The organism is Brevibacillus sp. NRRL NRS-603 (assembly GCF_003013445.1).
Classification (GTDB): Bacteria; Bacillota; Bacilli; order Brevibacillales; family Brevibacillaceae; genus Brevibacillus; species Brevibacillus formosus.
The window spans coordinates 1,066,030-1,080,413 of sequence record NZ_PXZN01000012.1; the positions used below are offsets into that span (position 1 = coordinate 1,066,030).

Annotated in this window: 9 protein-coding genes; 4 read left to right on the forward strand and 5 right to left on the reverse strand. The window is 44.5% G+C overall.

The annotated features are described in order from the left end of the window. Positions 1-54 precede the first annotated feature (54 nt). Both C7R94_RS30910 and C7R94_RS11745 read right to left on the reverse strand, forming a co-directional pair. Positions 55-2,625 (reverse strand): winged helix-turn-helix domain-containing protein, encoded by a 2,571-nt coding sequence (locus C7R94_RS30910; protein ID WP_106781159.1) that lies wholly within the window; start codon positions 2,623-2,625, stop codon positions 55-57. A gap of 239 nt (positions 2,626-2,864) precedes the next feature. Beyond that, positions 2,865-3,983, reverse strand: coding sequence for a hypothetical protein (locus C7R94_RS11745; RefSeq protein WP_106781162.1), 1,119 nt, complete (start codon positions 3,981-3,983; stop codon positions 2,865-2,867). Positions 3,984-4,120: 137 nt separating this feature from the next. Here C7R94_RS11745 and C7R94_RS11750 point away from each other — a divergent pair, with 137 nt between their 5' ends. From C7R94_RS11750 to C7R94_RS11760, 3 genes are all read left to right on the forward strand, one after another. After that, positions 4,121-5,194: an RDD family protein gene (locus C7R94_RS11750; RefSeq protein ID WP_106781164.1), complete on the forward strand. Its 1,074-nt coding sequence runs from the start codon at positions 4,121-4,123 to the stop codon at positions 5,192-5,194. A gap of 302 nt (positions 5,195-5,496) precedes the next feature. Beyond that, on the forward strand, positions 5,497-5,913 hold the full coding sequence (locus C7R94_RS11755; protein ID WP_233220522.1) for a hypothetical protein: 417 nt from the start codon (positions 5,497-5,499) through the stop codon (positions 5,911-5,913). A gap of 8 nt (positions 5,914-5,921) precedes the next feature. Then, positions 5,922-6,248 carry a hypothetical protein gene (locus C7R94_RS11760; protein WP_047069661.1) on the forward strand — a complete coding sequence of 109 codons (327 nt, stop codon included), beginning with the start codon at positions 5,922-5,924 and terminating at the stop codon, positions 6,246-6,248. A 62-nt stretch (positions 6,249-6,310) separates the two neighbouring features. Here the strand turns inward: C7R94_RS11760 and C7R94_RS11765 are convergent, their stop codons facing one another. The 3 genes from C7R94_RS11765 to brnQ form a co-directional block, all read right to left on the reverse strand. Beyond that, the gene (locus C7R94_RS11765) at positions 6,311-8,632 is read right to left on the reverse strand and encodes a S9 family peptidase (RefSeq protein ID WP_106781166.1); all 2,322 of its coding nucleotides are present in this window, start codon (positions 8,630-8,632) and stop codon (positions 6,311-6,313) included. A 215-nt stretch (positions 8,633-8,847) separates the two neighbouring features. Continuing rightward, positions 8,848-10,440 carry a sensor domain-containing diguanylate cyclase gene (locus tag C7R94_RS11770; RefSeq protein ID WP_106781169.1) on the reverse strand — a complete coding sequence of 531 codons (1,593 nt, stop codon included), beginning with the start codon at positions 10,438-10,440 and terminating at the stop codon, positions 8,848-8,850. Between the two features lie 254 nt (positions 10,441-10,694). Next, positions 10,695-12,041, reverse strand: a complete 1,347-nt coding sequence (brnQ, locus tag C7R94_RS11775; RefSeq protein WP_106781171.1) for a branched-chain amino acid transport system II carrier protein — start codon at positions 12,039-12,041, stop codon at positions 10,695-10,697. 741 nt (positions 12,042-12,782) lie between these two features. Between brnQ and C7R94_RS11780 the strand changes: the two genes are divergently transcribed. Then, entirely contained in the window at positions 12,783-14,252 is a 1,470-nt protein-coding gene (locus C7R94_RS11780; protein ID WP_233220523.1) for a hypothetical protein, read from the forward strand. Positions 14,253-14,384 lie beyond the last annotated feature (132 nt).

A 14,384-nucleotide genomic window follows, 5' to 3' on the forward strand; every position in this document is an offset into this window, starting at 1 on the left:
ACTCTAGAGGCTCGCTTTGCATGTTTTCAGTGGCCCTGTATAAGGCGGGAGATTCTAATGGTCAATCTCACTTTCCCTTAATCTGACGATTGCTTGTGCACGATTTTTCACCTGGAGCTTGCTAAAAATTTGATGCACATGCCCTTTTACCGTCCCCAGTGTGAGATGCAGCTTGTCCGCAATTTCAGAATTGGATAACCCTTCACCAATCAGTGCCAGCACTTCTGACTCTCTTTCCGTCAATTTTTCCAAGGAAGGGGATACTCGGATTTGAATATCAAGAGTAGGAAATTCCTTCTCCACGCTTTTGAGCAGCATCGAAAGATAAGCCATCTCTTGCTTGGACACGTTTTTGCTTTTATAGAGCGAATAGAGCATTTTGGCTACACCAGGGCCTTCATCCAAAAAAGTGCGTACATAGCCTTCTGGCGCCGCTAACGTCACCGCCATGCGCATGCACTCCATCGCTTCATGATGCTGTTTTTGGATCATGTAAGCTTGGCTGAGCAGAAGAAAGGCTTCAATCCGACTCCCGAGCCTATCCTTTATTTCCGCCTCGTGCTTTAGACTGGTTAGCAGCATGATGGCTGCACTGTCGTTTTTTAAATAGAGGTATACCCGGGCCAACGTCATTCGCTCAAATTCATGCCGAGAAGCGACAATATCTACATTCATTTTGGTGTAAGGCTCGGCCCATTTTTCGATTTCTTCCCGCCGATTTTCTTCGATCCACAATCGGACGCGGAATGTTTCTACAAAAGCCATCCAATGGGGAGGGGCATCGTGCTGACGGCATAGCGAGGTAATTTCCTCCATGGCTAGCCACATCTCCTGGCTACGATGCTCTGCTTTTCTCCATCGAGCCAAGGTCAAATACACTGGGACCAATACGCCGAAGTTCAGAGAGATAGTGCCTAACTGAATTCCGCGCGGTACGAAATATTTCAACTGCTCAAAATCATTTTGCTCATAATAAAGCTCGCCCAAAACGATAGAACCGTAGGCCAATATGCCAAGACCACTGTGCTTCCAGATCGCCCTCAGTTTTGGATAGTAATCATTCACGTTGGACAAATACCCGCTCAAGGCCACACGACTGCGCAGGACATATGGCTCATCCGAATTCAGTTCAATGCCGACGATGAAGTAGCGGCTGAATTTTGGCTTCATGTGAACGGATTCTTCCATATATTTGAGGGAAAGGTCTACATTTCCCCGCATCACTTCGATATATCCCCGAAGCACACACATTTCTACGCGGCAGTCGTCAAAGCTCCCATGATTGATCCGTGTTGCTTCGTCAGCCAATTGAAGGAGGATTTCCGCCTGATCAATTTCGTTGGACACAGCATGCAGCCAGGCAAAAGCAATGCACAGCTCGGGGTTGCTTTCCAACCAAGAATTATCAAAGTATCTCATCCATCTGCGCAGTGTAATATTTTCGTACTGTTTCAACATCCACGGCGCATGTGCGACGATCAAACGGCTCGCCCGGTTCCAATCTTTTCCGAGAAACGCATGCTCAGTCGCCTCCATGATCCACCCGTGACTTTCAAACCAACAGCTTGCAGAGATATGTAGGGCAGGAAGCAGTTCGTTATATGTTTTCCTTACATGGGAAAGCAGAAGTTCTGCGAACAAATGGTGATAACGATACCACTCATTTACGCCATCCAGCGCGATGACAAATGAATTCGTTCGCTCCAGCATGCGGAGGATGTCGTGAGCGTCCGGCTCTCCGGTAACAGCTGCGCATAGATCGCCTGTCAGACGCGGCAGTATGGACGTTTTCAGCAAAAACATCTGCACCTTTTCTGGAAGTCGTTTCAATACTTCTTCTGTCAAATATTCCCCAACATACTTGTCGCTACCGGAAAATTGTTGTATGACCTTAGATGCTTCGGGCTTTCCTTGCATAGACAATGCTGCTAATTGCAAACCGGCCACCCATCCCTCCGTTCGCTTGCTTAGCAAGCCAATGGCTTGTTCTGACAGACTCAGACCCAGTTGCTCGCGAAATAAGCGCCGGCACTCCTCCTCATTGAACCGAAGAGTGTCTGAGCCCAGTTGCTTCAACTGTTTCCGAACGCGTAGACGGTGTAGGGCAAAAGGAGGCTCCTCCCGCGTAATCAGGACGACATGCATATAGGAGGAAGCATGCTGGATCAGCGTCTGAAGTCCTTCATGAATAGAAGGCTCCTTTATGAGATGATAATCGTCCAATACGAGATAAAAATCACGTTCAAACCCTGCAATTTCTTCGAGCAGCACAGACATCAACTGCTCAGCAGAAGCCGTGTACTGTGGGTGAAGCACCGAGGAAGATTCTTTGCCCAAGCCTTCCTGTGCCATATTAATTGCTCTGGCAAAATATCGCCAAAAGCGCACGGGATCATTATCTGATTCATCCAGGGAGATCCAACCGGTCGGCTTGCCGGAATTTTGCGTCCATTGACTGACTGCTGTCGTTTTACCGAAACCTGCTGGCGCACACACGAGAATCAATCTTGCAGCGCCCGCGTCATCGATTTCTTTCAATATTTGATGCCGAAGCAACAAGTCCGAACCATACTTCGGAACATGAAGCTTGGTTGCGATAAGTGGACTGTACGTTAATAAATCCATACGCATCTCCTGCCTAGAAGTAAAGTGACATACATGAAGGAAACATGGAAAGTAGCCTTGCTATCGATGACCTGAAGCCCAATGAGGTTGGCTAACGGGGGAAAAAATTCATATAAAGATAGGAAATAATGCTCAGATTAAAGATACAGCAAAGTGGTCCCTGCGTGGGTATTTTTTTTATGAACGTTGCATCTAAACAGGGAAAAACCCGACCATTTAAATGTCGGGTTTACTTTAAGTCATCTAACCATTCTGTTGATTCGTCTGGCTTCTATCGCGACTTTTTTGCTGTACAGCCTTTTATCCTGTTTGCGTTGCAGCACCTTGGCACACTGGTGCGCCTTTCTCAAAACATTACTGCTGTAGTTGTTTGTCGATTTCAACATCTGATCAGCCCAGAGGTACGCTTCTCTAGCCAAAACCTCGTTACTATCTTTTGCCTTCAAGCAGATATCTAACAAGGTCTCGCTCAAGCTTCTGCCCAAACCGGCACTTCTCCAGGAAGAAAAGAGTTTGAGCTCTGGTTCGCACTGCTTGACGCTCGCAAAAGCCTGGACCCAATCCTGCTTGAGAAAATGGATTTCGGCTATTTTTAACCAAAGAAATACTTTGTCAAACGAATCTTCCTGGTCCGGGAGATCTTGTGTGAGATAGTGAAGTGCCTTGTCGTACTCTTCCAATTGTTTTGCCTGATGATACAGCAGAGAATAATTCTTTTTGTCAGAGCCCAGCTGCTCCTCTAGCTTCTCCAGTAATTTTCTGGCTTCTGCCATGTTACCGAAATCGCTTGCTCTGTCCATTAACGTAATCAAGGATTCATCCTCGAGATTGGCAGGATAATTCCTGGCCTTGGATTGAAACCATCGCTCCATATGTTCAGCCGTATACATCGTTTCCAGCTCCTCTTTCTTCCCCTGAAAGAAAGAGCTGATTCGGCACAGATCGTTCTCTTCGATATACGTGATCGCCTCTTCAATCCCCGCCGACAAGATATACTCAGTATCAAAGCCATAGTAGGTATCAAAATTGCTTAATTTTGCCCGCTCAAACAGTGGAATATGGGTAACATCCTTACACTTCGCCAACAAATAAGCCACGATGTCCATGGATTCATGAAATCCTTGATACGGATGGGACTTATGCATCTCAATCTCTTGGCTCATCAAATAGTGCAGGAGCTCCTTGTCGGCTTCTGTCACAGTCTGATCGTATTGAAGCTGAACGATCAGCGCGTATCTTTTCAGCCCGTTTTTGTCATAACCGTATGCATCCTTACATTTGCTGTACGCAAAAGAGCTCCAGAGGTCTTTGGAATGTTTGATCAATGGCAATTGCTCGGGTATTTGGTGGATTTCCATATGCGATTCTCCTCTCCCCTGAATGGGATAGCCGCGCCTTACTCATCTTTTTCCATTCTAATCGTCTACAATTGACAATACAATTTTTAAAATGGTTAAATGTAACATGTTTACATTTCTTCAGGAGGTGCACAAAATTGGAGCAACAACCACCATCATCAACAGTACCGACAGAGTTTTCTCCTCTTGCCCAGCAGGAGCCACCAAAAAACATGGGAGATTTATCGAAATCGTACGACAGGGCGACAATTTTTTTTACGAGATGGGGAGCCCATGTTCTTGATCATATTCTACTCACTTTTTTTCTAATCGGAGTGTTTTCATTTGGGGGCTCCATTAATAACGTCGCCAACGCTCTCTATTTCTTCATCCTAGCAGCAATTATCCTATGTTCTTATTATGTACTGTTAGAGGGCCTTACCGGATATACGATCGGAAAATTTACCTTCCGCATCATTGCTGTCAATGCAGAAGGACAGCCACCGGGGTTATGGAAATCCTTTATCCGTTCCCTCATTCGTCTATTCGAAGCGAATGCATTTCTTCTGGGCGGGTTGCCAGCCGGTATCAGTGTGTTGGCTTCCGACAAAAGACAACGGTTAGGCGATCTAGCAGCGAATACATACGTCGTCAAAGTGAAGGATTTGAACAACGTCAGCAAAAAGCAAACAACCGTACTCGCTGTCGTCTTCTCCATCGTAGCCGTTTTATCCATCATTGGCATGATTTTTGGGATAGTCAATCTCGCATCAAGAACGCCTACCGAAGAAATCTTCTATAGCAAGGATAAAAAGATTCAAATAACAGCCCCTTCCGATTGGGGCAAGGATTCATCCCTTCACGATGAAGCAGATATAGAAATCTCCAATCGCTTTAGCGAAAAGTATGTATTGGTACTGTCAGAATCGAAAGAGGATCTAGATAGTTCATTCACGCTTCAAGATTATACGCAAGCGATTGAAGCAAACCTTCAAGATGCAGTAGAGAATGTATCCGTCGATAAACAGATTCGTACTGTAGTCGACAACCAGGTGGCCATCCAATTCAATGCTAAAGGCGAAATAGACGGCATTAAGGTCGCTTATATTGTGACATTGGTCGAAACGCCTACCCATTTTCATCAAATCATGGCTTGGACAGAAGAGAAAAGGTTTGAGTCCCTCAAGCAAGAACTGCAAAAGGTCAGTGCAAGTTTTCGCGAGGTAAAATAGCGCCAGAACACAGAAGCCACCTTTAACAGGTGGCTTTTTCCTTGGGAAAAGTAGGGACTCTACTCCTAGTTGTAGACAGGACCAAATAACGATTGAAAAAAGTGGTTTATATGTATAATTGAAGGGTAGTCCTCCTTTTCATATAATGTTAAAGTAATACAGGGAACCATTTTTTGAGGGATTTTTCCGACAAGTGTTAATTTTCAGGACAGAATTCCACTAGGTTTTCTGCCTCCACCACTACGGGTAGCGCTCTTATTTCTTAAGAGTTACTAATAATATTTCTTGAGGGGTGCATGTACATGTTTATGGGGAAAGGAACAGTCCGCGAGCTCGGAAATCAAATCGACAAGGTACTGGGAGATATTAAAGATATCCAGGCAGAAATTGACCGCGACTCCGATAAAATTGACAACGAATTGAATTCTTGCTCTCGTGAGCTGATCAATGCACAAACAACGCTGGGTGAAATTCAGCCACTGATCGAAAGTCTCGTTGCTCAGGTTGGTCAAAATGCTCCTGATCACATCAAGGTGCTTGTTGGTACCATTGCAGATGGTATTACGGGTAAAGTGAAAAATACGTTGAACAACCTGGCAGAGGTTCAAAAGAACGTGAAGGACGTTGACAAGCTGACAGACGCCATCGATGGACATACGGATAAAATTGCACAAAAAGTAAAAGAAATCGATAGCATCACTGACAAAGTTCAAAAGTAGGTGATCGAATGTCGTACATAAACAATTCGAACGGTTGGGGCAATCAGCATACGAATCATGTGGCAAATAAGGTTGACCATCTTGCTGACAAAATTTCCTTTGCAGTGGATATGGTAGCCAATGCAGCGATTAACCTGGACGGCGCTCAACAAGAGCTGCTTACACTGGCAAATGCACCCTACCCACCACAATCTACCCAATTAATTGCGTTAGCGAATCGCATTGCAGCGAATAAGCGCCAAATTGATGATGGATTGGCTAAAATCAAAGAAATGGCCCGCACCATCGATCAAGAAACGAATCAAATCCAGAACCCTCCTCAAAGAGGCTGGTAGATGAAAAGAGGAGCTCTTCTTAGGGCTCCTCTTCGCATTTCTCCGTTTTCATTCCTCTCGCGCTACTTCTCTATCGGCTCTTTATCACTGGCATTTTTGTAGGCTGTTTGATTCCCCCATGGAGGTTCTGCTCTCATCAAGTGCCGTACAAAATAATCCCATTTTCTGCGGATAAAGTACGGTTCCAAAGAAAATCCGTGATGTCGGTTGGGCAAAATCAACATGTCAAAATCTTTATCCGCTTTAATCAATGCATTCGCCATCCGAATCGTTTGGGAAGGATGCACATTATCATCCATATCGCCACTCACCAGTAAGAGTTTTCCTGCCAGATTGGCTGCCAGACGGGCATTGTCTTGATCCCTATATAAATCAGGATCATACAAACCTTGATAGCGTTCTGCCCATGCTGCTATATACAGCCGTTGATCATGATTCCCAGACGCGGAAACAGCAGCCTTGTAAAACTCAGGATATGAGAGCAGGGCCCTTGTCGAAGCGTAGCCTCCCCCTGATGATCCCCAAATGCCTACCCGATCAACATCCACATACGGGTAGCGCTCTGCCAATTCCTTTATTGCAATCACATGGTCAAGCAAACCTCCTGCTTCCTCCAATTTTCCGTTTGAGATGTCATGGAACGCTTTAGAACGATAAGGTGTTCCCATTCCATCTAGGATCAATACGATAAACCCTAACTGCGCCAATGACTGTCCACCACCCAGCGGGTCATAGCTTCGGCCTGGATCGAGCGCGAAAGCTTTCGGCGTATTGATGATTTGTGGTCCCCCGTAAATGTAATCGACGACCGGATACTTGCGTGAAGGGTCAAACGGGAATGGACGCAGCATCACCCCATAAAGATCGGTCACACCGTCTCGTGCTTTGACAGTAATCCTTTCTGGAAATTGATACCCCATCTCGAGCAGCATTTCCACATCAGCGTACTCCAATTCGCGAATCAGGCTGCCATCTACTGAGCGGAGAACAGAAACAGGCGGCAAATCAACGCGCGAAAACGTATCGACGAAATACTTCATATTGGGAGAAAACACAACATTATGCTCAGCATCTTCTGGCGTCAACAACGACAAACCGGTTCCATCCAGGCGAACGCGATACAGGTGTTGATAATAAGGATCGCGCCCTTCCTCAAGCCCCCCTCCAGTGATATACACCCATCCCTGCTGCTCGTCCACTGCCATCAGCCTGCGTACTGTCCAGGAACCCGATGTGATCGGATTGCGAATTTCACCCGTTTTGCCATCGCAATAGTAGAGGTGGCTCCATCCATCACGCTCTGAGTGCCAGATGAACGAACCATCGGCCATTAATCGAATATTCGGATTGGACGATCCGAGATTATGCAAGTCTTGGTTTAAAAACGTATCGCTTTGTTCCCGTAGTAGCGTGCAAACCTCACCGGAGCAAGGATCCGCTACAGAAAAATCGACAGAACGGGCATCACGGGACATCCGGGCGATATAGATCTGTTTACTGTCGGATGACCATCCGGCCATTTGCATCCCCGGAGAGAGGGGCGAGACTGGACATGCCAGTAAAGGCTCGCTTTCAATCCAGACTGTGGTTCGCCTTTCCAGATCACAGATGACCAGCTCTGCCAACGGTACGTGTTGATCGCCAACCAGTGGGTAACGGTACGAGTGCAGTACCGGTCTAACTTCTTCCCCTTTAGGAACTGATTGGACCAGATGCATTTCACGCACCTTTCTTTGGTCAAGCCGATGGGTCAGCAGCATCTTCGAATCGGGTGACCAAATCACCACTGGAGGAAGCTTGCGATCATTCAATCGCTCCGCAACGGTCGAGAGCCTACATTCAGGTTGGGTTCCGTAATCATAGTAAGGCTTGCCGTCATAGGTAAGCCTTATACGCCTTCCGGTTTCGAGTGATCGAACATACAAGTTGTGATCATATACGAACGCCACCCATTTTCCATCTGGAGACGGCAGTTCATCTATCGGCGGCTTTTTAAAGTGATGTAAGGGCTTGCAGTTGTATTCCTGTAAATCACAGCTCCAAACAGTACCGCCAACCTCAAACTGGAATGCCGATCCACCCCCGGTAAACATAAGTTCCCCAAGCGGCAATGTTTCTGCCTCATACCTTTTGCCTACACTACCTGACAAACAGACAGCTAGCCGTTCGTGATCGAATGCTGGCTGACTCGTATTCTGTTCAGCATCCACGATCACATATTGCCTCCCAGTACCCTTTTCCAGACGTATTTCACGGATGTACCAGAACTGACTCCCGCTAATCCACCGCGGCCTGATAAAAGCATTGAATACTGCGTCGTAATAATTGGCGGGATGCAAGCGTTGTGCCCTCTCATACTGTTCCCATGTGACAACATTCTCCATGTCAATCCCCCTCTTTCAAAGTGAGATACAAGAATCATGTGCTTCACATTTTTGGATAAAAATTTACTTATTTATCCATTTGTTACATGCATATGTAAAAAACGAGATAATATATCTACGAATTTACTTTTTAGCACCTGACATGGTGAATTTTTTTCAAGAAGAAAGAGGCGATCTCTCGCCTCTTTCTCTCGCCTCTTAGCTCCTAACATAGATTACTCCGCTTCCGCTATCATGGTTTGGTTCCTGCCCGATCTCTTCGCCTTGTACATGGCCTCGTCAGCTACATGCAGCAGATCTTCAGGTGAAACAGCATGAGTAGGATAGTGCGCAATGCCTTGTGACACGGTTAGCGGCTGCCCGATTGGGTTTGTACTTGTTTCTAAGGCACAACGTATTCGCTCGGCCACCTGATAGGCCTCCTCCAAACCAGCGTGATAAACGAGGACAACAAATTCTTCACCGCCAAAGCGACAGCTGATATCATCGGGCCGAAGTGAGGAAGTAATGATTTTCGCAAAATGCCTCAACACTTCATCCCCAGCCTGATGGCCATATGTGTCATTAATGGCTTTAAATCGATCAAGATCCATCATAATCATAGAAAAGGGGATTTGCTCCGCTATCCATTTTTGCATAGTTTCCTCGAGCATTCTTCGGTTCGTTAGCCCTGTCAAAGGATCTGTTCGAGCATCATGGGCCAATTGCTCTCTCTGCTTTTTAATTTTGCTTAATGCAAAACGAATGGCACGGGATAACAGCTCCGCCTCCCGATTCCAATGCTGGCTACCCTCTAAGAGTTCCACCTCTTCTCTACCTGCCTTACTCACAAGATTGGCCAGGGATACGAAAGGTTTCGCTACTTTGCGGGCAAGCCCGATCACAACTAGCATTAATAATAGAAAGGGAGGCAACATATACAACAAAACGGATTGAATATCACGATTTAATTGTTCTTGCACAACACTGATAGGTGACACGACAACGACACCCCAGTCATTCGCTGGAACCTTTACGTACGCGGCTAATACCGTCTGTCCCCTCAAGTTGACAATCTGTTCATAGCCACTTTTCCCTTGGATCAGCTTGCGTACGGCTGGATTGGCACTGATATCCTCTCCGATCCGGTTTGGATCACGGTGGAACAACAAATGACCATCAGATCCTACGATGTAAAAAGAGGAACCTAGTTCGTCTGTTGGATTACTTCCAAAGATCGTATTCAAAATGTTATCTTCATGAAGATAAATCGTTCCCCCAATAACCCCCCGGTAGATTCCGTCTTTATCAAATATGGGTTCGCTCATCAATACAATGAGTCGCTTCGTACTTGATGTTACGTAAGGTTTGGAAATGTACGGCTTTTTTAAAGCCAATGCCATTTTCCCCGTTTTCGTTTTAACATAGCTTCCTACTGTACCAATAGATCCGGGAGACACACTTCGAACAAGCCCGGTTTCATCTACCACGGTAAGCGAATTAAAATAGTTGTTTGTACGACGAATCAACTCAAGCTTGGAATATACCTCATCCGCATTCATCTCGTTCCGATTGGAAAAGATGCTCGCCGAATACTGTAAGCTACTGCGCATGGATTTAATCAAAGCATCTAGAGTATGACTCATTTTGATTGCACTCGTATGATTTAAGGTCAAAGTTGTGTTAATCAGTGCCTGTTTTTTGGATTGATAGAATGAGATGAGGAGAATGGTGACAGTCAGGATAACGGATAGAGAGACTAGTCCTGTTAAAAGTGTCACAAGGCTAATCCTTTTCGGGCGGTTTGCTCTTTTTTGTAAGACAGGCATTGGATGCCCCCTTTTATTTTGCATGATAAATATTATGCAATAAATAAAAAATAGTCTAACACTTGATAATATTCATTTCAAGTATACAAGAAAGTTTAAGCAGCCGACCTTGTCCTAGAGACATAAAAGGCCACCTTTTTTTCATCCGTTACTTGATGCAGATTGACTTATAAACAAAACCCGTCTCCTATATGTCAAGGGACGGGTTCGTAAAGCATTTCCTAAATAGCATGTGTCTATATGGAAAGTTATTTTCATGCCTCCTTTTGTTTTTGAACGTGGTACATACTCTTCCGGAATACACTGATCGTGTATCCGCATACCCCACCTATTAGAGAAGGCAGGAGCCAGCCCAAGCCTACGTCATACAGTGGAAGGTACTGAGCAAAATAGTGCTGGACAAAACTAATTTCGACTCCAGCAGCCTTCAAGCCATCAAACAGACTAATCAGAAAAGTGAAAAGTAAACTTCCTTGATACACTTCTGGTCTGCCGTTGAATGCTTCGTGCAGAAACGTCAAGAAGAGTAACGAGATCGCAATCGGGTACATGGTCATTAAGATCGGAACAGAGACCTTAATGAGCTGCGTTAATCCAATATTGGCAACGAGTGTACTGAAAACAGACAAAATAACCGCAAATTTTTTGTAAGAGATCTTCGGAAACAATGCATGAAAAAAGGAAGAGCAGGCTGTAATAAGCCCTACACTAGTAGTCAAACATGCCACTGTAATCATTAATCCCAATAATATGGCACCATAAGAACCAAAGTAGTAATTGGAGACTTTCGCCAAAACCTCAGCGCCATTTTCTAAGTGGCCCAACTTTTCTACGCTAGAGGCACCCATAAAAGAAAGTGCGGTATAGAAAAGTGCGAGGAGTAAACCGGCTATCATTGTTGCTTTTGCGCATGTAGCCAAAACTTGTTTTCTGGCAGTAACTCCTTTTTCTTTAATCGCATTCACGATGATCATTCCAAAAACAAAAGCTACAAGCGCATCCAATGTTAAATACCCTTCTTGAAAACCCTTGAAAAATACATGGGATGTGTAATCTGCTTGCGGGGCTTGAAGGGCTCCAATTGGATAAATAATAGCCGTTATCGCAATAATTCCGATAAATGTTAATTTAATTGGAGTTAAGATTTTTCCGACTACATGGATAATTTTCATAGGATTGAGCGATAAGAAGCAGGCAATTGCAAAAAACAGGATGGTAAATAGAATCAGCGGTGCCGAACCTGCCTGTTCTGATAGGAAAGGCTTTACCCCTATATCAAACGATACATTGCCGGATCTGGGTATCGCAAAAAACGGACCGATTGCTAGATACAGAACAATCGTGAATACCATTCCGAATACGGGATGCACGCGACTGGCTAAGGAGCGCAAGTCGTCTTTTCCCGAATAAACAAAGGCTGTGATCGCTAGCAAAGGCAACCCAACCCCTGTAACCAAAAAACCTGCATTGGCTATCCATACATTTGTTCCTGCTAATTGGCCAAGCATTGGCGGAAAAATTAAATTACCCGCTCCAAAAAACAGAGCAAATAACATGAATCCGATCGTAACTACAAAAGAAACTGGCGCTTTCTGTGACACAATAATCCTCCTAATTGTTCTCTATCTCTCAATCATAACTGTTCATTCAGGCGGCTGCTTATCCAACTCTCATTTATTCATTCTGATACTATACTCCAAATAAACATTCTTTTCAAACACACGATAGTTCAATATACCGCTCCGAGGAGAAAGACACTCCAAGTTGTCGGAAACCAAACTTACATCCCTGATACAGTTTACTACAAGCACCCTATTATCGCATCTGGAAGTACCTTCCCTGGGCACATCACTTATATAATATTTCAGAAAATATTTATTTTTCTTAACTTGAAATCAATTAACAATTTTCCTTATAATTACAATACAGCCTATTGTTGAGATAAGCCACATAAAGTTCCATCTTCTTTTGGAAAGGAGGTGTAAACTCATGAAAAAAGTCGTGAAAGTAGCAGTAAACAAGAACAAACAAGTGCAAGAAATGAAATCGTTGAAATGGCGCGTAGTTGTTGATGTTTGCTTGTAAGTGAGTCAAAAAGCATGCATGATTTCCATAAAATGATAAAAGCTAGGAAGGACGGGATTGCCCATGAAAAAGGTAGTGAAAGCACAACTTTCTAACAATCAAAACGTTCAAGAAATGAAATTGCTCCTCCATCCAATTTTGACACTTGTGTGTAAAATGTAATTGATTGTTCAAGAGCACCTCGTGTGCTCTTGAATTTTTTGTATAAAGTTCTCGCTTTCGAGGCAGTAAGCAAACATGACAGGATGGTGCCATTTATGAATCAAGCGCATTTGTTGGAAAGATATCATCAGTTGAGAGAGCTTGCCGAGGACGCAGACGCATGGCTAGAATCAGAGATCGGTTCCGATCTTTGGGTGGATGGAATTAACGTATTTTTAACGGTATCAACAGAGGATTTCATTGAGGGACTTGAGCGGTTCGAGGGTAATTACGGTTTTAAGAATCATGAAATTGTGAGCACTATTCGCCAATTTCAACGTTATTGTAGAGATGCCTCAGCGGAAGGTGAATTCTCGTTATATCAGGCTCTAGCAGTTGGGATGACCTGGCTAAGCTTACAGCCTCAAATAAACGGCGGCTATTTCAACTTGCCTGTTCAAATTACCAATCACTCCATCGCTTTGTTGTTAAGCCCAACCTATTTAGCTGTTTGGGCACATAGTTACAATGAAGGGATTGGATTATACTTAGATTTGCACTCGACGCTACCCACGTTATTCCGACCAGAGCATGGACGGATCTATCAAAATGCAGGAACGTATTTGGAGGGAACTCACATCAAGTTTCCTTTTCAAAATTACTTCCACGAAATTGCTCACATCCTCTTCTTCCATGACGTCTATCAACGTGTGCTGGGGAGCGAAGACGAATGCAGAAGCTACTGGACACATATCGAGGCATGCATTTACGGACTTGAGGAGCAGGTGCTCACTGAAATGATAGAAGTCCAACCGGATTTGCATGCCATCGATGATGGATTTGGAAGTAATAAAGGTTTCGAGGAATTTATCTCTTATCGCTTTAGAATTCTTGGTGCTCAAGAGAATAACTCCATACCAAAAGACACGGTTCGCACTTACATCAAAAGAAGTATGCAATTAGGCGAAGCTAATGAAAACATCCCCGATAATGGGGTAAAGGCGAGGATTCTTTCTAGTCATAAGCTAGATGAGGAACGATTAGCAGAGCTCGATACTCACTGCAAGTCATTTGCTACGGCGTTGCAGGTACATAGCTTGTGGGGAATCAAAAGCTATCGACGAAACTCGATTCCAGCGTTTCGCGAAGTGGTAGAGTTACTCTCCCCTGATGCGTACTGTCTGCAAAAACTCGAAGAATCTCTGCGACCAGATGCATGGGGTACATTAGAGGATTTGTTATCGAAAAATCCGTTTGTTGAGATATGCTCTCAAACAAGAGAAAAGAATATTCAAGCATGGAACTGGCGTGATACCCTGTCGCGCTTGGCAGAAATGCGCGGATATTTGGCAAACGCTAATGAACCTGGTTACGGTGAGATCAATCAAGAGCTATTTGAGATAGCAAAGCGTTTAGCCAGAGTCATTCAAGAGGAGAAACACCCGGAAGAGCAATATGAGAGCCAGTACGCCGACATGAAACAAGAAATTAGCGAAACATTAAACCGATTGCCTAACGTGGAAGTACGTGATCATTTGCACAATCTTCTCTCCAAACCCTATTACTTTGTGTTAGAGCCCAATTAATAGCTGATTATGAGTCAAAGACCGGCGATATTTTCTATGTTGGTCTTTGTTTTTTATGTAAGGAACGGGAATTGTGATCCAGACATGCCAGTACAATGAACAAATCTTGCAGGATGACAGTTGCTTTTGCCA

What these genes read in the sequence shown, in the direction of transcription:
- C7R94_RS11770 (WP_106781169.1), bottom strand. Translation starts at nt 10,440, where the DNA reads ATGCCTGTCTTACAAAAAAGAGCAAACCGCCCGAAAAGGATTAGCCTT.
- C7R94_RS11760 (WP_047069661.1), top strand. Translation starts at nt 5,922, where the DNA reads ATGTCGTACATAAACAATTCGAACGGTTGGGGCAATCAGCATACGAAT.
- C7R94_RS11780 (WP_233220523.1), top strand. Translation starts at nt 12,783, where the DNA reads ATGAATCAAGCGCATTTGTTGGAAAGATATCATCAGTTGAGAGAGCTT.
- C7R94_RS11755 (WP_233220522.1), top strand. Translation starts at nt 5,497, where the DNA reads ATGTTTATGGGGAAAGGAACAGTCCGCGAGCTCGGAAATCAAATCGAC.
- C7R94_RS11765 (WP_106781166.1), bottom strand. Translation starts at nt 8,632, where the DNA reads ATGGAGAATGTTGTCACATGGGAACAGTATGAGAGGGCACAACGCTTG.
- C7R94_RS11745 (WP_106781162.1), bottom strand. Translation starts at nt 3,983, where the DNA reads ATGGAAATCCACCAAATACCCGAGCAATTGCCATTGATCAAACATTCC.
- C7R94_RS30910 (WP_106781159.1), bottom strand. Translation starts at nt 2,625, where the DNA reads ATGGATTTATTAACGTACAGTCCACTTATCGCAACCAAGCTTCATGTT.